Source organism: Streptomyces sp. NPDC048255 (genome assembly GCF_040652415.1).
GTDB lineage: Bacteria > Actinomycetota > Actinomycetes > Streptomycetales > Streptomycetaceae > Streptomyces.
The window spans coordinates 12799-31200 of record NZ_JBEZMA010000074.1 but is presented as its reverse complement, the minus strand read 5'-3'; the positions used below and the strand labels follow the sequence as shown (position 1 = coordinate 31200).

17 protein-coding genes, 1 other RNA gene and 1 pseudogene are annotated in these 18402 nt (G+C 74.6%); 10 read left to right on the top strand and 9 right to left on the bottom strand.

All coding sequences use genetic code 11. The annotated features are described in order from the left end of the window. Positions 1-312 precede the first annotated feature (312 nt). The 3 genes from AB0D94_RS33805 to AB0D94_RS33795 are packed head-to-tail and all read left to right on the top strand — an operon-like array spanning position 313 to position 3376. Positions 313-1170, top strand: coding sequence for a Nif3-like dinuclear metal center hexameric protein (locus AB0D94_RS33805; RefSeq protein ID WP_362060236.1), 858 nt, complete (start codon positions 313-315; stop codon positions 1168-1170). Then, positions 1167-1910: a C4-type zinc ribbon domain-containing protein gene (locus tag AB0D94_RS33800; protein WP_362060248.1), complete on the top strand. Its 744-nt coding sequence runs from the start codon at positions 1167-1169 to the stop codon at positions 1908-1910. The genes AB0D94_RS33805 and AB0D94_RS33800 overlap by 4 nt, the downstream gene beginning before the upstream one ends. Next, positions 1910-3376, top strand: coding sequence for a bifunctional RNase H/acid phosphatase (locus AB0D94_RS33795; protein ID WP_362060233.1), 1467 nt, complete (start codon positions 1910-1912; stop codon positions 3374-3376). Before AB0D94_RS33800 ends, AB0D94_RS33795 begins: the two co-directional genes overlap by 1 nt. Before the next feature lie 140 nt (positions 3377-3516). On the opposite strand, the gene AB0D94_RS33790 is transcribed toward AB0D94_RS33795, so the two are convergent. Together AB0D94_RS33790 and rnpB are read right to left on the bottom strand one after the other, a co-directional pair. Beyond that, positions 3517-3717, bottom strand: a complete 201-nt coding sequence (locus AB0D94_RS33790; RefSeq protein WP_362060230.1) for a hypothetical protein — start codon at positions 3715-3717, stop codon at positions 3517-3519. A gap of 78 nt (positions 3718-3795) precedes the next feature. Next, an RNA gene (gene rnpB, locus AB0D94_RS33785) (RNase P RNA component class A) lies at positions 3796-4197 on the bottom strand. Positions 4198-4274: 77 nt separating this feature from the next. Here rnpB and AB0D94_RS33780 point away from each other — a divergent pair. Together AB0D94_RS33780 and AB0D94_RS33775 are read left to right on the top strand one after the other, a co-directional pair. Further along, entirely contained in the window at positions 4275-5009 is a 735-nt protein-coding gene (locus AB0D94_RS33780) for a MerR family transcriptional regulator (protein ID WP_362060227.1), read from the top strand. Between the two features lie 59 nt (positions 5010-5068). Continuing rightward, entirely contained in the window at positions 5069-5683 is a 615-nt protein-coding gene (locus tag AB0D94_RS33775; RefSeq protein WP_362060224.1) for a hypothetical protein, read from the top strand. Between the two features lie 177 nt (positions 5684-5860). On the opposite strand, the gene AB0D94_RS33770 is transcribed toward AB0D94_RS33775, so the two are convergent. After that, positions 5861-7306 carry an RNB domain-containing ribonuclease gene (locus AB0D94_RS33770; protein ID WP_362060221.1) on the bottom strand — a complete coding sequence of 482 codons (1446 nt, stop codon included), beginning with the start codon at positions 7304-7306 and terminating at the stop codon, positions 5861-5863. Between the two features lie 261 nt (positions 7307-7567). Between AB0D94_RS33770 and yaaA the strand changes: the two genes are divergently transcribed. Then, positions 7568-8368, top strand: coding sequence for a peroxide stress protein YaaA (yaaA, locus tag AB0D94_RS33765; protein WP_362060218.1), 801 nt, complete (start codon positions 7568-7570; stop codon positions 8366-8368). A gap of 455 nt (positions 8369-8823) precedes the next feature. Here yaaA and AB0D94_RS33760 read toward each other — a convergent pair whose 3' ends face one another. Both AB0D94_RS33760 and AB0D94_RS33755 read right to left on the bottom strand, forming a co-directional pair. After that, the gene (locus AB0D94_RS33760; RefSeq protein WP_362060215.1) at positions 8824-9573 is read right to left on the bottom strand and encodes a bifunctional DNA primase/polymerase; all 750 of its coding nucleotides are present in this window, start codon (positions 9571-9573) and stop codon (positions 8824-8826) included. A gap of 163 nt (positions 9574-9736) precedes the next feature. Then, on the bottom strand, positions 9737-10348 hold the full coding sequence (locus AB0D94_RS33755) for a TetR/AcrR family transcriptional regulator (protein ID WP_362060212.1): 612 nt from the start codon (positions 10346-10348) through the stop codon (positions 9737-9739). A 142-nt stretch (positions 10349-10490) separates the two neighbouring features. On the opposite strand from AB0D94_RS33755, the pseudogene ddaH reads away from it, so the two are divergent. Further along, positions 10491-11309, top strand: a pseudogene (gene ddaH, locus AB0D94_RS33750) (dimethylargininase); the annotation flags it as partial. On the opposite strand, the gene AB0D94_RS33745 reads toward ddaH, so the two are convergent. Further along, a complete protein-coding gene (locus AB0D94_RS33745; protein WP_362060209.1) occupies positions 11310-12314 on the bottom strand; it encodes a small ribosomal subunit Rsm22 family protein in 1005 nt (334 codons plus the stop codon). It lies immediately after the preceding pseudogene. A gap of 9 nt (positions 12315-12323) precedes the next feature. Next, positions 12324-13649 carry a Bcr/CflA family multidrug efflux MFS transporter gene (locus AB0D94_RS33740; RefSeq protein WP_362060206.1) on the bottom strand — a complete coding sequence of 442 codons (1326 nt, stop codon included), beginning with the start codon at positions 13647-13649 and terminating at the stop codon, positions 12324-12326. Positions 13650-13757: 108 nt separating this feature from the next. Between AB0D94_RS33740 and AB0D94_RS33735 the strand changes: the two genes are divergently transcribed. The 3 genes from AB0D94_RS33735 to AB0D94_RS33725 all read left to right on the top strand — a co-directional run bounded on the left by AB0D94_RS33735 (position 13758) and on the right by AB0D94_RS33725 (position 16104). Beyond that, positions 13758-14519, top strand: coding sequence for an SDR family oxidoreductase (locus AB0D94_RS33735; protein WP_362060203.1), 762 nt, complete (start codon positions 13758-13760; stop codon positions 14517-14519). A 41-nt stretch (positions 14520-14560) separates the two neighbouring features. Then, the gene (locus tag AB0D94_RS33730) at positions 14561-15424 is read left to right on the top strand and encodes a PhzF family phenazine biosynthesis isomerase (RefSeq protein WP_362060200.1); all 864 of its coding nucleotides are present in this window, start codon (positions 14561-14563) and stop codon (positions 15422-15424) included. Positions 15425-15540: 116 nt separating this feature from the next. Then, positions 15541-16104 carry a GNAT family N-acetyltransferase gene (locus AB0D94_RS33725; protein ID WP_362060245.1) on the top strand — a complete coding sequence of 188 codons (564 nt, stop codon included), beginning with the start codon at positions 15541-15543 and terminating at the stop codon, positions 16102-16104. Between the two features lie 87 nt (positions 16105-16191). On the opposite strand, the gene AB0D94_RS33720 is transcribed toward AB0D94_RS33725, so the two are convergent. Both AB0D94_RS33720 and AB0D94_RS33715 read right to left on the bottom strand, forming a co-directional pair. Beyond that, positions 16192-17052 (bottom strand): heme ABC transporter ATP-binding protein, encoded by an 861-nt coding sequence (locus AB0D94_RS33720; protein ID WP_362060197.1) that lies wholly within the window; start codon positions 17050-17052, stop codon positions 16192-16194. Continuing rightward, entirely contained in the window at positions 17049-18389 is a 1341-nt protein-coding gene (locus AB0D94_RS33715; RefSeq protein WP_362060194.1) for an iron ABC transporter permease, read from the bottom strand. The genes AB0D94_RS33720 and AB0D94_RS33715 overlap by 4 nt, the downstream gene beginning before the upstream one ends. Positions 18390-18402: the final 13 nt, after the last annotated feature.

The window sequence follows — 18402 nt, the reverse complement described above, 5'->3', positions numbered from 1 at the left end:
CCCATGGTCGCGCGCGAAGGCGGTAACCGCTACTGGCGACGCGCCTGGAGCGAGGCCAGATACGCGCCTCAAACGCCGGCGAGGCTGGGGATGGCTCCGGCGGGGCCGGCTTTGGCCCCGGCGAGGCTGGGGATGGCTCCGGCGGGGCCGGCTTTGGCTCCGCCGAGGCCGGGGATGGGCTCCGGCGAGGCCGGGGATGGGCTCCGGCGAGGCCGGCCTTGGCTCCGGCGAGGCCGGGGATGGCTCCGGCGGGCCCGCGGCAGCGGCACCGCGCCTGGTGGGGATGGTCGCCACGGACGGTAGCCTTGGCCCGTGCCCCGTCTCTCTGAAGTCATCGCCGCGCTGGACGCTCTCTGGCCCCCCTCGCGGGCCGAGCAGTGGGATGCCGTCGGGACCGTCTGCGGTGACCCCGATGCCGAGGTCTCCCGGGTCCTGTTCGCCGTGGACCCCGTACAGGAGATCGCCGACGAGGCGCTCAAACTGGGCGCCGACCTGATCGTCACCCACCACCCCCTCTACCTGCGCGGCACCACCACCGTGGAGGCCGGCACCTTCAAGGGCCGCGTCGTGCACACGCTGATCAAGAACGACATCGCGCTGCACGTCGCCCACACCAACGCCGACAGCGCCGACCCCGGAGTCTCCGACGCCCTCGCCGGCGCCCTGGACCTGCGGGTCACCGGCCCGCTGGTGCCCGATGCCACCGACCCCGCCGGCCGCCGTGGCCTGGGCCGGATCTGCGAGCTGGACCGCCCCGAGACCCTGCGGGAGTTCGCCGCCCGGTGCGCCACCTGGCTGCCGCCGACCGCGCAGGGCATCCGCGTGGCCGGCGACCCGGACGCGCTGATCCAGCGCGTCGCCGTCAGCGGCGGCTCCGGCGACAGCCTCTTCGAGCAGGTCCGTGCCGCGGGCGTGGACGCCTTCGTGACCGCCGACCTGCGCCACCACCCGGTGTCCGAGGCCCGCGAGCAGAGCCCGCTCGCCCTCGTCGACGCCGCCCACTGGGCCACCGAGTGGCCCTGGTGCGAGCAGGCCGCCGCACAACTCGACGCGATCTCCGAGCGCCACGGCTGGGGCCTGCGTACCCACGTCTCGCGCACGGTCACCGACCCGTGGACGGTGCACGCGCCGTCCGTGACACCCCCTTCTATCCCTGGAGCCCCCAACTGAACGCCGAGCCCGCCGACCAGATCCGACTTCTCGACGTCCAGGCCCTGGACGTGCGGCTGTCTCAGCTCGCCCACAAGCGCAAGTCGCTGCCCGAGCACGCCGAGGTCGACTCGCTGACCAAGGACCTCACCCAGCAGCGCGACCTGCTCGTCGCCGCCCAGACGCAGGCCAGCGACGCCGCTCGTGAGCAGACCAAGGCGGAGCAGGACGTGGACCAGGTCCGCCAGCGCGCGGCCCGCGACCAGCAGCGGCTCGACTCCGGCGCGGGCGTCTCGGCCCGGGACCTGGCGAACCTGCAGAGCGAGGTCGTCTCCCTCGCCAAGCGGCAGAGCGACCTGGAGGACGTGGTCCTGGAGGTCATGGAGCGTCTGGAGGCCGCGACCGAGCGCGTCACCGGCCTCACCGAGCGGGTCTCCTCCCTGGAGGGCGAGCTGACGGACGCCACCGCGCGCCGCGACGCCGCCACCGGCGAGATCGACGCCGAGGCCGCCAAGATCGCCAAGGACCGCGAGGTCATCGTCGGCTCCATGCCGGCCGACCTGATGGCGCTGTACGAGAAGATCCGCGTCAAGCAGGGCGGGGTCGGCGCCGCGCGCCTCTACCAGCGCCGCTGCGAGGGCTGCCGCCTGGAGCTCGACATGGCCGAGGTCAACGAGATCAAGGCCGCCGCGCGCAACCAGGTCGTACGTCACGAGAACTGCGGCCGCATCCTGGTCCGTACGGCCGACTCGGGCATCTGATGCAGAGGCCCGTCCGGTTCGTCGTGGAGGCGGACGGCGGTTCCCGGGGCAACCCGGGTCCCGCCGGCTACGGCGCGGTGGTCCTCGACCCCGCCACGGGGGAGACGCTGGCCGAGCGCGCGGAGTACATCGGCGTCGCGACGAACAACGTCGCCGAGTACAAGGGCCTGATCGCCGGGCTCGAAGCGGCGCGCGCGCTGGCACCGGACGCGGCGGTCCTGGTCCGCATGGACTCCAAGCTGGTCGTCGAGCAGATGTCGGGCCGCTGGAAGATCAAGCACCCGGACATGAAGCCCCTGGCGGCGGAGGCGGCGCGGATCCTGCCGCGCGCGCAGGTCACGTACGAGTGGATCCCGCGCGAGCGGAACAAGCACGCGGACCGGCTCGCCAACGAGGCGATGGACGCGGGCAAGCGCGGCAAGCCGTGGGAGCCCTCGGACTCCTCGGCCGTCTTCGACCGCGGCGCCGCCCGAGCGGTGGCGACCCCGCCGGCCGGCCCTCCGGGGGACGCGGCCGCGGGCGCTGCGGCGGTACGGGCGGCCCTCGCCTCCGGCGCGGCCGCGCGAGCCGGTTCCGCGACGGCCCCGGTCGTCGCCGACACGCTGTTCGCGGAACCCCTGCCGGGCCCGGCCCCGGCGCCCGCAGCGCAGGACGGCCCGGCGGGCGCCCCCGTGATCGAGCCCTGCCTCGACTCCGATACGCCTGCGACCCCGACGACCGACGCGTCCGCCGCGGGCGCGGCGACCACCGCGGGCACGACCACCGCCGGCGGTACGGCCACGGGTACGGTCACCGCCACCGGTACGGCGACGGCCGGCGGCCCCGGCTGGGGACCCGACATGGGGACCCCCGCCACCTTCGTGCTGCTGCGCCACGGGGAGACCGCGCTCACCCCGCAGAAGCGCTTCTCCGGCAGCGGCGGCAGCGACCCCGAACTGTCCGCGGCCGGCCGGCGGCAGGCCGCCGCCGTGGCCGAGGCACTGGCCGCGCGGGGCACCGTACAGACGGTCATCAGCTCCCCGCTGCACCGCTGCCGCGAGACCGCCCAGGCCGTCGCCGACCGCCTCGGGCTCCAGGTGACCGTCGAGGAAGGCCTGCGCGAGGTCGACTTCGGGGCCTGGGAGGGCCTGACCTTCGCCGAGGTGCGGGAGCGGTTCCCCGACGACCTCCAGGCCTGGCTGGACTCCCCCCGGGCGGCCCCCACGGGCGGCGGCGAGAGCTTCACGGCCGCCACCCGCCGCATCTCGGCGACCCGCGACCGGCTGCTCGCCGCCCACGCGGGCCGCACGGTCCTGCTGGTCACCCACGTGACCCCGGTCAAGATCCTGGTCCGTCTCGCCCTCGGCGCCCCGCCGGAGGCGCTGTTCCGCATGGAACTCTCCGCGGCCTCCCTGTCGGCGGTGGCCTACTACGCGGACGGCAACGCCTCGGTGCGCCTGCTGAACGACACGTCCCACCTGCGGTAGCCGGGCCCCGTCGGCGAGGCCCTGCCGGCGAAGCCGTACCGAGCCCCCGTGCCGTGCGCGGGGGGCTTTCGGCCGGGGACGGCCCCGCGACGGCCGCGTGCGCGCCGCGGTCCGACGCCCAAAGGCCGCCCGAACAGGGCCTATTCGCCGCCGTCGCTGTTGCCGCCGCTCCTGTTCACGCCCCGGCTCCGGCTCTTCCCGGCGCTGCGCACCAGTGAGCCGATGCCGAGCGTCACACGCGCCACGACGCGGACCCAGGGCGGCCCACCGCGTTCCGCCCACACCACGCAGGCGGCCCCGCCGACGGCGACAGTCAGGAGCAGCACGAGCAGAACGGTCATGTTCCCCACCTCTTGTGTGTGCCGGGGGCGATGCAGAACCGCCCCGGACCGGAGAGACCCCGGTGCGGGGCGGAACGGCAGACGAGCCGGCCTGTACGCCGGGTTCTGTCTCCCGGAGACCTCGCGGTCGCCGGGGAGACGGCCATCCATCTAGGACCGGCGTTGCCGCCGGCCTCGTGCGGTCTACCCGCGAACTCGGGCGGGCAGCCCTCAAGCGTTCGCGCAGACCCGTCCGGGGACGGATCCTCTTGACCTTGCTCCGGGTGGGGTTTACCTAGCCGCCTGAGTCACCCCAGGCGCTGGTGGTCTCTTACACCACCGTTTCACCCTTACCGAGGGCCGAAGCCCCCGGCGGTCTGTTTTCTGTGGCACTGTCCCGCGGGTCACCCCGGGTGGGCGTTACCCACCACCCTGCCCTGTGGAGCCCGGACGTTCCTCGGCGGGATCCGGAGATCCCGACGCGGCCGCCCAGCCGACTCGTCTGTCGTGCCGACCATGTTACCGGCTGTGCCGTTGCGGCTTGACCTTGACGCAACGGCAGGGTTTCTACTGGGCTCATGCGGATCGGAGAGATCGCCGCGCTCGTCGGGGTCACCACCCGGGCGATCCGGCACTACCACCATGTCGGGCTGCTCCCGGAGCCGGAGCGGCGCCCCAACGGATACCGGGCCTACAGCGTCCGGGACGCCGTCCTGCTGGCGCGCGTACGCCGCCTCACCGAGCTCGGGCTCAGCCTGGACGAGGTACGGGACGTGCTCGCGGACGACGCCGGGCGCGAACTGGCCGACGTACTGGAGGAGCTCGACGCCGACCTGGCCCGCCAGGAGGCCGAGATCGGCGAGCGCCGGCGACGGCTCGCGGTGCTGCTGGCCGCCGAGCCCGGGGAGATCGAACCGCTGTCCCCCGCGCTCGCCGGGCTCCTCGCGAAGGCGCCGCCCACCACCTCGCCCGCCGCCGCGAAGGACCGCGAGCACCTGACGCTGCTCGACGCCGCGGGCTCCGGCGGCGAGGAACTGTACGCCGCGCTCGGCCCGTTGGCCGCCGACCCCGCGCTGCTCGCGCTCTACGAACGCCTCGACGAGCTCGCCGACGCCCCGAGGGACGACCCGCGGATCCCCGCGCTGGCCGCCGAACTGGTGGCGGCCGTCCCCGACGAGGTGTTCGCCGCGATCCCCTCCGGGGGGCAGGTTGTCGCCGGTTTCCAGGAGGCGCTGCTCGCGGAGTACACGCCCGCGCAGGCCGAGGTCGTACGCCGGGTCATGGAGGCGTTCATGGAGAGGGGACGGGGATGAGCCCGGGGACGAGTGCGGGGATCAGCGGGACAGGGGCAGGGGCAGGGGCACTGGCACGGATGACGGCGGCCGCCCGCCGGGTGCTGCCGGTGCAGGTGCGGCGGCTGGTGCGGCACGAGCTGCGTGCCGCCGCCTCCCTCGGCTGGTGGGCCCTGCGCAGGAAGCACGGGGTGCGCCCCGGGGACCTCGCCGCCGGGTACACCGGACCGCAGACGGCCATGATGTACGGCCTGGTCTTCGTGTCGGTGATCGAGACGGCCGCGCTGGCCGTGCTCATCCCCTGGCCGGCCGTCCACCAGGTGGTGCTCGTACTCGACGTGTACGGGATCCTCATCATCCTCGCGATGCACGCCGCCTGCGTCACCCGGCCGCACGTGGTCCGCCCCGACGGCTCGCTGCGGATCCGCTACGGGGCCCTGTTCGACCTCACCGTCCCGCCGGACGCGGTGGCCTCGGTCCGGGTCGACCGCCGCTATCCGCAGGGCCGGATGGTCACCGTGTCCGAGGACGGGGTGCTCGACCTGATCGTGGGCAGCCAGACCACGGTGACCCTGGAGCTGAACCGTCCGCTGGGGGTCGTCCGGCCGCTCGGGGCCCGGGCGCAGGTCCGTACCGTCCGCTTCCACGCCGACGACCCGCGCGCCCTGGTCAGCGCGCTCAGGCAGCCAGCCTAGGTCGTGTCGTCGAAGTCGCGTCTGGCCGGCGGGGTCTGGCACGCACGCTCGCCGCGTTGTCGTCGGTCGCCGATGCTCCGCATCGACTCCCTCCTCCGCCTTGCGATCGCACGCACCAGACCCCGCCGGCCCCGCCCTGCGGGCGGCCGACGCCACTTTGACGACACTCCCCAGCGCTCAGGCCACGGCGAAGAGGATCTTCGACGTGCCCGGGTCCGCCTGCGTGAGGCGGACCCGGAGGCGCTCGCCCAGCGGCAGCTCCCGCGCGGAGGACTCGACGCGGCCGACCACCGCCGGCTCCGCCAGGTGGACCGTGCCGACCAGCGGCTCGCGGTCCTTCACGTCGATCACCGTGGCCTCGAAGGTCTCCCCGACGCGGTCCTTCAGCAGGGCGGCCTCCACCAGGTCCACGCACTCCCGCTCCACCGTGTTGGCCAGCCGGGCGCCCTCCGCCATCTCGCGAGGCAGCTCCGCCAGCGCCGACACCGCCCACTGCGGGGCCTCGGCCCCCGCCACGGCCGCCACGCACAGCTCGCCCGTGTACCGGTCGACGAGCCGGCGCAGGGGTGCGGTGCAGTGCGCGTACGGGGCCGCCACCGCGGCGTGGATCGCCGGGTCCGGGCTCTCGCCGCCGGTGAACGCCGTGTAGCCCGCGCCGCGCAGCAGGGCCGTGCACTCCTGGAGGAAGGCCGCGTGGGCGGGGAGGTGCGGGTCGAGGGAGCGCACGAGTTCGGCGTACGGGACGTGGTGCGGCCAGTCGATCCGCAGGGCCTTCGCCGTCCGCCGGAGCCTGCCGACGGCTCCGTCGGGGGCGGTGGGCAGGGTGCGCAGGATGCCGGCCCCGGAGGCGAGCATCAGGTCGGCGGCCACCATGCCGGTCATCAGGGAGATCTGCGCGTTCCAGCCGTCGGCGGGGAGTGGGGCGCGGTAGGCGAGGGAGTAGCTGTCGCCGTGCACGACGATCTCCTGCTCGGGCACGTTCAGGGAGATGCCGCCGCGTTCCTGCTCCAGGGCCTCGCGCAGCCGGCCGACGTCCTTCAGCAGGGCCAGGGGCTCCTCGGCCGTGCCGGAGTCGATGGCCTTCTGGACGCCGTCGTAGTCGAGCTTGGCCCGGCTGCGGACCAGGGCCCGGCGCACGTCCGCGGTCTCGACCCGGCCGTCGGGGTCCAGGTCGAGGCGCCACAGCAGCGCCGGGCGGGTCCGGTCCGGCAGCAGGCTGGCGGCGCCCTCCGAGAGCACGGCCGGGTGCAGGGGGACCTTCTCGTCGGGGAAGTACAGGGTGGTGACCCGGCAGTGCGCCTCGGCGTCGAGCGGGCCGCCCGGGGTGACGAAGGCGGCCACGTCGGCGATGGCGTAGTGCACGCGGTAGCCGGCGCCGCCGGGGCGGCGGGCGAGGTGCATGGCCTGGTCGAGGTCGACGGAGGTGGGCGGGTCGATGGTGAACAGCGGGATGTCGGTCGCGTCGAGGTCGGGGAGGCACGGCTCCCGGACGGCCCGCTGCGCCTCGGCGAGCACCTCGGCCGGGAACTCCTCCGGCACGTCCAGCTTCGTCCGCAGTTCACGCAGCGCGGCCCGCAGGGCAGCCCCGTCTGCGCCGGTCATGTGCATTGGGCGGCGTGGCATGGGTCGAGCGTAGAGGCGGCGGGCCGGGGCGGCGCGGCGAACGGCGGGGCGGGTGCCTGGGCGGCGGGCCGTGGGTGGCGGTGGCCGGCGTGGACGGCGGGGTGGTGGACGGCGGGCGGGCGGGCGGAGGGTTGTCGGCGTGGGCCGCGGGCCCGGGCGGTACGGCGGGCGGTGGACGGCGGGGCCGGGCGGTACGGCGGCCGTCTACCCTGGCTCGGGGGCCGCATCCCCTGCGCCGTGACGTATTGAAGGAGAACCACCGTGCTCGTGCTGCTGCCGCCGTCCGAAGGAAAGGCCGCCGGCGGCTCCGGCGCACCGCTGAAGCCGCAGGACCTGTCCCTGCCCGGGCTGGCCGCGGCGCGTGCGGCGGTGCTGGACGAACTCGTGGAGCTGTGCGCGGCCGACGAGCCGAAGGCGCGCGAGGTGCTGGGGCTGAGCGAGGGCCTGCGGGGCGAGGTCGCCAAGAACGTGGAACTCCGTTCGGCGGTGGCCCGTCCGGCGGGCGAGATCTACACCGGCGTGCTCTACGACGCGCTGGGCCTGGCCGACCTGACGCCGGCGGCCCGCAAACTCGCCGAGGACGCGCTGCTGGTGTTCTCCGGCCTGTGGGGCGCGGTGCGGATCACCGACCGGATCCCGTCCTACCGCTGCTCGATGGGCGTGAAGCTGCCGGGGCTGGGGGCGCTCGGCGCGTACTGGCGGGCGCCGATGGCCGAAGTGCTGCCCGCGGTGGCAGGGGAGGGGCTGGTGCTGGACCTGCGCTCGTCGGCGTACGCGTCCGCGTGGCGGCCGAAGGGGGAGGTGGCGGGGCGGACCGCGACCGTGCGGGTGCTGCACTCGCAGGTCGTGGACGGGGTGGAGAAGCGGTCGGTGGTGAGCCACTTCAACAAGGCGACGAAGGGTCGCATGGTGCGGGACCTGCTGTCGGCCGGGGCCGTGCCGGCCGGGCCCGCGGAGCTGGTCACTGCCCTGCGGGACCTGGGCTACGTCGTCGAGGCGGAGGCTCCCGCGAAGGCTGGGCGGGCGTGGTCCCTCGACGTGGTCGTCACCCAGATCCACTGAGGCGGCCGGGGCGGGGCCGGTGGGTGGGTGTGGGTCGGGGCCGCTCCGGAGCGTCTCCTCGGCTCGCGCACTGAGCCCCCGCTACGAGAGTCCGGCCCGGGTTGCGCGCTCGTCCTGCGGGGACTCTCCTGCGCGACCCCGCCCCACGCCCAGGCTTCGGAAGACGAAGCCTGGCGGTGGTGGGGGCGGGCGTAGCCGTGGTGGAGGGGAGTGGGGACGCGCAGGGTTGTCCCCGCAGGACGAGCGCGCAACCCGGGCCGATGTCGTCGGGTCAGGCTCAGTGCGCGAGCCGAGGAGACAGCCCGGAGCGGCCCCGCGGACCGACCCCACCGACCAGGCCCCGGCCGAGCCGCTCGCAGGGCACCCGGCGGAGCCACGGGTCAAACCCAGCCCCGCCGGCGTTTGAGGCGCGGGGTCTGGGGCGGAGCCCCAGGGGCCCGGGCGGAAGCCTGGGGTCAGCGGCCCAGCGGCCAGGCCACCGCGGCCGGGGTCGAGTTCGCGGCACCCGCGTAGGTCGCGCAGGCGTCCGTCAGGGTTTCCAGGAGGGTGAGGGGGTCCGGGAGGGGGTGTTCCATGCCGCGGCGCCAGGTCACCGACTGGTCACCCGGCAGGGCCGCCGGGGGGACCAGGACGTAGCTGCCGCGGCAGTGCCAGCGCAGGCCCGGGTGTTCGTCCATCGTCTCGGGGTGGCAGTCCAGTTCGCACGGCCACCACTCGTCCTCGTCCTCGGGGGTGCCGCGGGTGGCGGTGAAGAAGAGCATCCGGGCCTGCTCGCCCGTGCCGCTCGACTCGGCGACCGGGCCGACCTCGATGCCGGCCTCCAGCAGGCGCTCCAGCGCGGCGAGTCCGGCTTCCAGGGGGACGTCCAGCACGTCGTGGACCATGCCCGTCGCGGTGACGAAGTTGGCCTGGGGCTGGTTGCGGGCCCAGCGTTCGACCTGGGCGCGGTCGGTGGTCGACTGGGTCTGCCAGGCGAAGGAGAGGGGATGTCGTGCGGGCGTCGGACAGCCGATCCGGTCGCACGAACACCGGTAGCCGGCGGGATGGGCGGCGGGGGCGAGCGGCAGACCGGCGGCGGCGACGGCCAGGAGGAGCGCCTCGCGCTCTTGTCCGGGGTCCTCGGCGGTGGGTTTCTGCCGCCGGCGCAGCCACTGGGAAATCCTGCTCTGCTCGCCGCGTTTGACGCGGCCGGACTCAGACCCCATCTATCCCCTCACCTCACCGTTACCCCGGCAGACCCTCACATGGTCCCACCATCCTGCGCCCCGGGTGACCGGTCTCCTCAACCGGGGGGTTGGGGAGAGGGAACCTGCAAGGCACACATAACCACAGAATTAGTGCAAATGTTCCCGGCTGGCCGTCGGGCGGCTACCTGCCGGTGACGTTTGACACGCCGCCGAGCACCTGGTCCACCAGCGCGTCCACGAAGGCGTGGGTCAGCGGAGCCGTGCGCAGCAGCCAGCGGTGCGTCAGCGGCCCGAGCAGCATTTCCACCGTCAGCCGCAGGTCGGCCTCCGGTGCGAGCTGCCCGGCCTCCTGCGCCGTGCGCAACCGGGCCTCGTACAGGGCGAGCTGGGGCTCCAGCAGCTCTTCGTTGAAACGGGCGCCGAGTTCGGGGTCGGTGGCCCCGGCCGCCGTCAGGGCGCGGGCGGGGGCCTCGTACTTCTCGTCGTTGAACTCGTCGACCGTGGCCCGCAGGACGTACTTCAGGTCGGCCGCGAGGTCCCCCGAGTCGGGGAAGCCGGTCCACTCGCCCTCCACCGCCGCGTCCCCGGCGAGCGCCAGCGAGGCGTCGAGGAGGACGGCGGCCTTGGAGGGCCACCAGCGGTAGATGGTCTGCTTGCCGACCCCGGCGCGGGCGGCGATGGCCTCGATGGTCAGCTTGTTGTAGCCGACCTCCCCGACGAGGGCGAGCGCGGCGTCGAGGATGGCGCGGCGGGAGCGGTCGCTGCGGCGGGTGGCGTCAGGGGTCCTGGTCATTCTTCGAACATACCAACCCGAGACGTCTCGTCTTTGGCCGGTAAACCACCCAATCAGTTCACTGCGCCGTCATCCTTGAGGAGAGACGATTCTGTCCACACCGGCATGAGCCGTAGGCCATGCACGTCGTGCAAGTCGTGAGGAGCCTTCTTTGCGCAGAGACGCCACACCCCGGCGCTACCTGATGTGCCCACCCGCACACTTCAGGGTCACGTACTCCATCAACCCGTGGATGGACCCCACGAAACCGGTGGACCTGCCCCTCGCACACGCCCAATGGGAAGACCTGCGGGACCGCTACCGCGCCCTCGGCCACACCGTCGAGACCCTCGTCCCCGATCCCGCGCTGCCCGACATGGTCTTCGCGGCGAACGGGGCCCTGGTCGTGGACGGCCGGGTGCTCGGGGCCCGCTTCGCCTACCCGGAACGGACCGCCGAGGCCGAGATCCACCTCGACTGGTTCCGCTCCCACGGCTTCACCGACATCCACGAGCCGTCCCACGTCAACGAGGGCGAGGGCGACTTCGCCGTCACCGCCTCCTACCTCCTGGCCGGCCGCGGCTTCCGCTCCAGCCCGCTCTCGCACGACGAGGCACAGGAGTTCTTCGGCCGCCCCGTCATCGGCCTCGACCTGGTGGATCCGCGCTACTACCACCTGGACACGGCGCTCAGCGTCCTCGACGGCGACGAGGTCATGTACTACCCGGAGGCCTTCTCGCCGGGCAGCCAGGCCGTGCTGCGGCGGCTCTTCCCCGACGCCCTGATCGCCGACGGCCAGGACGCGGCCGCCCTCGGCCTGAACGCGGTCTCCGACGGCCGGCACGTCCTGCTCCCGCAGGCGGCTACCGGGCTGCTGGAGCCGCTGCGCGACCGCGGGTTCGAACCGGTCCCCATGGACCTGGGAGAACTGCTCAAGGGCGGCGGCAGCGTGAAGTGCTGCACCCAGGAGCTGCGCCCCTAGTTACTCGGCCGGCGGCCAGGCCTGGCCCCAGTCGGCGTCCCGCGCCGCCTTGTAGAGGTCACCGTGGCGCTTGGTCACGTTGACCCGGCTCAGGCCCTCGCCTTCCCGGCCGCACAGCTCCAGCTGGACGAGCCCCTTCCGGATCTGCGGCTTCCGCGTGATCCGGGAGGCGGCCGGCTCCACGGGGAAGCGGGTCGCGGCGACGTAGCTGAACTTCTCGTCCTCGTACGGGAGGGAGCCGCCCTTGACCTGCCGGTGCAGCGAGGACCGGCTGACCCGCGCCGAGAAGTGGCACCAGTCCTTGCCGACCTCGATCGGGCAGGTCCCGTCGTGCGGACAGGGCGCGGCGACCCGCAGCCCGGCCGCGATCAGCTGGTCGCGGGCCTCGCGGATGCGCAGGTAGCCCTCCGGGGTGCCCGGCTCGATCAGTACGACCGCCTGCCCGGCCCGCGCCGCCTCGGCGACGACGGCCGTACGCGCCTGCGGCGTCAGCTCGCCCAGCACGTACGACACCGTCACCAGGTCGGCGTCGGGGACCGTCAGCCCGGGCCCGATCACGGCCCGCCGCCAGCCGGCCCCGCGCAGCACCGGCGAGGCGGAGGCCGCCGCCAGCTCCTTGCCCAGGGCCAGGGCCGGTTCGGCCCAGTCCAGCACCGTGGTCTCCCGCGGGCCGTCCCAGGTGGCGTCCACCGCCCAGGTCGCCGCCCCGGTGCCGCCGCCGACGTCCACGTGCGAGCCCGGCGCCCAGTGCGGCGCGGCCTCCGCGAGCCCGTCCAGGGCGGACCGTACGGCCTCGAAGGTGGCCGGCATCCGGTACGCCGCGTACGCCGCCACGTCGGAGCGGTCGCGCAGCACGGGGGCGTCGGTCGGGGTCTGCCCCCGGTAGCTGGCGATGAGCCGCTCGACGGCGGCCGAGGCCTGCTTCGGCGGGATCCCGGCGAGCAGTCCGGCCAGTGCGGTGCGGAGGGTCTCGGCGGAGGTGGGGGCGGGGGCGGAGGCGTTCACCTGCGAAGTTTATTCCGCGGCGGGGCGCGCGGACTCCCGGTCGCGCCACGGCCGGCACAGGCCGAGGAAGCACGCGGCCGCGAGCACCGAGCACACCACCTGGACCACGGCCATCGGCACGGCGGTGTCCTCGCCCGCGATCCCGACCAGCGGCGAGGCGATCGCCCCGACCAGGAAGGAGGTGGTGCCGATCAGGGCCGAGGCCGAGCCGGCGGCGTGCGGGGTGCGCATCAGGGCCTGCGCGTTGGTGTTCGGCAGGATCACGCCCATGGACGACATCAGCACGAACAGGGCGGCGGCGACGGGGAACAGCCCGGCCTTCCCGAAGACCCCGGTGGACATCAGCAGCAGCGCCACCGAGGCGGCCCCGGCGACGGCGAGCCCGGCGGCCAGGACCTTGTCCATGCTGACCCGGCCCACCAGCAGCTTGCCGTTGATCTGGCCGGCGGCGATCAGGCCGACGGAGTTGAGGCCGAAGAGCAGGCTGAAGGCCTGCGGCGAAGCCCCGTAGATCTCCTGGATCACGAACGGCGACGCCGATATGTAGGCGAACAGCACGGCGAAGGCGAAGCCGCCGGCCAGCGTGTACCCGGTGAAGACCCGGTCGCCGAGCAGCCCGCGCATGGTGTGCAGCGCCGCGCCCACCCCGCCGGTCTGCCGCCGCGCGGGCGGCAGCGTCTCGTCGAGCCGCCGCCAGACCAGCAGGGTCAGCAGGGCGCCGACGCCGGTCAGGACGACGAACACGCCCCGCCAGTCGGAGAAGCGCAGCACCTGGCCGCCGATGAGCGGGGCGATGATCGGGGCGACCCCGGAGACCAGCATCAGTGTGGAGAAGAACCGGGCCATCTCGACCCCGTCGTACAGGTCGCGTACGACGGCCCGCGCGATGACGATCGCGGCCGCGCCGGCCAGGCCCTGGAGCAGCCGGAAGCCGATCAGGAGCTCGGCGGTCGGCGCGAAGGCGCATATCGCGGTGGCGAGGACGTAGACGACCATGCCGATGAGCAGGGGCCTGCGGCGGCCCCACTTGTCGCTCATCGGGCCGATGAGGAGCTGGCCCAGGGCCATTCCGGCGAGGCAGGCGGTCAGGGTGAGCTGGACGGTCGCGGCCGGGCTGTTCAGGGCGGTGGTGACCTCCGGCAGTGCCGGGAGGTACATGTCCATGGACAGCGGGGGCAGGGCGGTGAGCCCGCCCAGCATGAAGATGACGAGCAGGCCGGTGCGGCGGGCGGCGGCCAGGGGTGCGGTGGCCGGGGGTGCGGTGGCCTGGGGAGCGGAGGGCGACGCGGGCGACGACGCGTCGGAAGGGGTCGTCGCGGGGGCTCTCTCCGTCATGCGGCACTCCAGTCTTTTCGTCCTGCTCACGAACCCCTGACCGACCCATGCTCTCAGCTGTCGGAACGTCCGCGACCCGATGCGCGGTGTGACGTAGCCTGCGGCCCCATGAGCGCACGTGTGAAGAAGACCGCTGTGGTGACCGGGGCCGGTTCCGGGATCGGCCGCTCCGTGGCCCTCGCCCTGGCCGGGGCCGGCTGGGCGGTGGCGGTGGCGGGCCGCCGCGCCGAGCCCCTGGAGGAGACGGCCCGGACGGCCGGGGCCGGGGCGGACGTGCTGTGCGTCCCCGCGGACGTGAGCGATCCGCAGGACGTGGCCGCGCTGTTCGCCGCCGTGGACGAGCGGTACGGGCGCCTCGACCTGCTCTTCAACAACGCGGGCACCTTCGGGCCGGGCGGCGTCCCGCTGGAGGACATCAGCTACGAGGCCTGGCGCTCGGTCGTCGACGTCAACCTGACCGGCGCCTTCCTGTGCGCGCAGGCGGCCTTCCGGCGGATGAAGGCACAGGACCCGCAGGGCGGCCGCATCATCAACAACGGCTCCATCTCCGCGCACGTGCCGCGCCCGAACTCCATCGCCTACACCGCGACCAAGCACGCGATGACCGGCCTGACGAAGTCGCTGTCCCTGGACGGCCGGCCGTACCGGATCGCCTGCGGCCAGATCGACATCGGCAACGCGGCGACCGAGATGACCGAGCGGATGCAGACCGGCATCCTCCAGGCCAACGGCCAGCTGGCGGTGGAGCCGGTGATGGACGCCGCCGACGTGGCACGGACCGTGCTGCACATGGCGGAGCTCCCGCTGGAGGCGAACGTGCAGTTCGCGACGGTGATGGCGACGGCCATGCCGTACATCGGCCGCGGCTGAAACCCATTGCCGGGCGCCGCCGCTCAGTCGATCATGAACGCATGACCGATACCGAAGTACTGCGCTACACCGCCTTCTCCCACGACCCCGAGGGCGGCAACCCCGCCGGAGTCGTCCTCGACGCCGCCGGACTCACCGAGGAGGCGATGCTGGGGATCGCCGCCGAGCTGGGCTACAGCGAGACGGCCTTCCTGACCGCCCCGCCCGAGGGTCTCGGCGGCGAGCCGGGACGGGCCTTCACCGTGCGCTACTTCAGCCCCAAGGCCGAGGTTCCGTTCTGCGGGCACGCCACCGTGGCCACCGCCGTGGCGCTGGCCGAGCGGATCGGCCCCGGGGAGCTCCTCTTCGCGACGCGGGCCGGCACCGTGCCGGTGTCCGTCACCGACGGGGGCGGGGTGCTGCGGGCCACCCTGACCAGCGTCGAGCCCTCCGTCTCGGAGATCGCGGAGGCCGACCTCGCCGAAGCGCTGGCCGCGCTGGACTGGCCGGCGGCGGACCTGGACCCGGCGTTCCCGCCGCGGATCGCCTACGCCGGAGCCCGGCACCTGGTGCTCGGCGCGGGCAGCCGGGCCCGGCTCGCGGACCTCGCCTACGACTTCCCCCGGCTGGAGGCCCTGATGCGGCGCCTCGACGTCACCACGCTCCAGCTGGTGCACCGGGCGGGCCCGGCGGAGTTCCACGTACGGAACCCCTTCCCGGTCGGCGGTGTCGTCGAGGACCCCGCCACCGGGGCAGCCGCGGCCGCCTTCGGCGCGTACGCCCGCGAGCTCGGCCTGGTCCCGGCGGACGCGGTGCTCACCCTCCACCAGGGTGAGGACATGGGCCGCCCGGGCACGCTGACGGTGGAACTGCGCGCGGGTGACCCCCGGGTCAGGGTCAGCGGCCAGGGCGTGCGGATCGCGTGAGCGCGGACGTCGGCGCGGAGGAGCCCGTGCGGCAGTGCTGCCGCGACTCCGCCCCGGACCCCGCTCCCCGAACGCCGGAGGGGGCGAATCCGGCGGATGCCGTCTCCCGGGGAGGCATGCGGGTGTTCGGGTTTGCCCAGGCCGACGTACCCGCGGCCCTGGCCGGTCAGGTCGCGGCCCTGGAGGCGGCGGCCTGGCCGGGCTCCTCGCCGGGCCACGACCCGGCGCTGGCACCCCGGGTGATGCTGCTGGCCGACGGGGCCGGGACGGTGGCCGCCGCGCTGGCGCTGCTGCACAAGGACATCGAGGTCGCGGACCGCACCTACCGCGCCGCCGGGCTCAGCGGCGTCGTCACCCGGGCGGAGCTGCGGGGCCGCGGGTTCGGCGGCCGGCTGGTCGCGGCCGCGCGTACGGCCCTGGCCGCGGAAGGGGCCGTGGACCTGGCGCTGTTCAGCTGCGACCGGCCGCTCGTGCCGTTCTACGCGGCGGCCGGTTTCACGGAGCTGCCCGGCACCGTGCTGGTCGGCGGCACCCCCGGGGAGCCGCTGGCCACGGACCGGCCCGGCTTCGACAAGGCGGTGGTAGCGGCCTTTTTCACGGCCGCCCCCGAAGCGGACCGGGCCGCCTTCACCGGCGTCCGGGTCCCGCTGTACCCGGGGAACACCGACAGGCTGTGGTGAGCCGGGCTCCGGACGGCCGTTGAGGGGGGTCCCGTACGCGGCGTCAGATCCGCTTCCGGCCGGTGTCGGATCCGCGCCCACCCGGTGTCAGATCCGCGTCGCGGGGAGCGTTCCGCGTACGGGGACCACCAGCGGGGCCCCGGTCCGCGGATGCGGGAGCACCTCCACCGGCTGCCGGTAGACCCGGCTGAGGAGCGCGTCCTCGAACACCTCGGCCGGCGGGCCGTCCGCCGCGATCCGCCCGTCGTGCAGGACGGCGGCCCGGTCCGCGTAGGCGGCGGCCAGGCCCAGGTCGTGCAGGACCACCACCACCGCGTCCCCGGCCGCGGCCCGCTCCCGGCAGACCCGCAGCACGAGTTCCTGGTGGCGCAGGTCCAGGGCGGCGGTGGGCTCGTCGAGCAGCAGCAGCGGGGCCCGCTGGGCCAGTACGCGGGCCAGCGCGACCCGGGCCCGTTCGCCGCCGGAGAGCGCGGAGAAGGGCCGCGCGGCGAAGTCCGTGACCTCGGTGGCGGCCATGGCGCTGGCCACGGCCTGCTCGTCGGCGTCGGCGAAGGGGGTGCCGGCCCAGGGTGCGCGGCCCATCCGTACGACCTCCTCCACCGGGAAGGGGAAGGACAGTGCGGCCGACTGGGGGAGTACGGAGCGGCGCAGTGCCAGTTCGGGGGCGCTCCAGGCGTCCACCGCGCGGCCGTCGATCCGGACCTCGCCGGAGGCGGCCGGGAGGTCGGCGGCGAGCGCGGCCAGCAGGGTGGACTTGCCCGCGCCGTTCGGACCGACCAGCGCCAGCACCTCCCCGGCGCGCGCGGTCAGCTCGATGCCCGACAGGACCTCCCGCTGCCCCAGCCGCACGTGCAGGTCCACGGTCTCCGCGAAGGCCGTGCCGGGGACGGGCCGGGCGGGGACGGACCGCTTGTTCCGGGAGAGCAGCCCGGTCAGCATGCCGGTCATGCCCAGCCTCCTTGCTTGCGGCGGGTACGGCGCAGCAGCCAGAAGAAGAAGGGGCTGCCGATCAGGGCGGTCAGCACACCGAGCGGCAGCTCGGCGGGCTGGGCGAGGGTCCGGGCGGCCAGGTCGCCCGCGACCAGTACGACGGCGCCGGCCAGGGCGCTGCCGGGAACCAGGAAGCGGTGGCCGGGGCCGTTGGCCATCCGCAGCAGGTGCGGGACCAGGAGGCCGATGAACGTGATGACGCCGGCCACCGCGACGGCGGCGGCGGTGAGCAGGGCGACGACCAGGATGAGGGCGAGGCGCAGCCGTTCGACGTCGACGCCCAGGTGGCGGGCGGGCCGCTCGCCGAGGGAGAGCAGGTCGAGCTTGCGGGCGTAGAAGGGGGCCGCGAGCAGGCCGGCGATCGCGCAGGGCAGCACGGCGAGGACCTTGGGCCAGGTGGCCTGGGCGAGGGAGCCGAGCTGCCAGAAGGTGATCTGGTTGACCTGGCCGCTGTCGGCGAAGAAGACGAAGAGGCCGATCAGGGCGCCCGCGAAGGCGTTCACGGCGATGCCGGTGAGGATGAGGGTGACGACCTCGGTCCGGCCGCCGTTGCGCGACAGCAGGTAGACGCCGGTGACAGTGATCAGGCCCGCGACGAAGGCGCAGACGGTGACCGTCCAGTTGCCGAAGAAGCTGAGGCCGAGGCCGATGGCGGCGACGGCGCCGACGGCCGCGCCCGCCGAGATCCCGATGACACCGGGCTCGGCGAGCGGGTTGCCGAAGACGCCCTGCATGAGGGCGCCGGCGCAGCCGAGGCTCGCGCCGACGAGCAGGGCGAGCACGACCCGGGGGAGGCGTACGTTCCACAGCACGCTCTCGCCGACCCGGTCGAGGGGCGCCCCGCCGAGGCCGAGGCGGTGCTGGAGGGAGGCGAGGACGTCGCCGGTGGGGATGCGGTAGGCGCCGACTCCTGCGGAGAGCAGGGCGAGGAGGAGCAGGGCGGCGACGAGGGCGAGGGCGAGGACCAGGGCGCCTGCGGCGGGCTTGGCGGGTTCGGCGGGTTCGGCTGCGCCGGGCCTGGCCGTGGTGCCTGCGGTGGGCTCGGCTGCGGTGGGCTCGGCGGTGGCGGCTGCGGTGGGCTCGGCTGCGGTGGGGGCGGGGGCGCGCCGGGGCGTCTCCTCGGGCGCCGAACGTGGCGGGGAGTCGGAGAGTGCGGCGGCGGTGTGTTCGGCGCCCTGCGGGGAGCACCCCGGCACACCCCCGCCCCCGGCACGGTCCGTCGGCGCGGGATCGGCTGCGCCGGGCTTGGCTGCGGTGGGGGTGTGTTCGGCGCCCTGCGGGGAGCGTCCCGGCATACTCCCGCCCCTG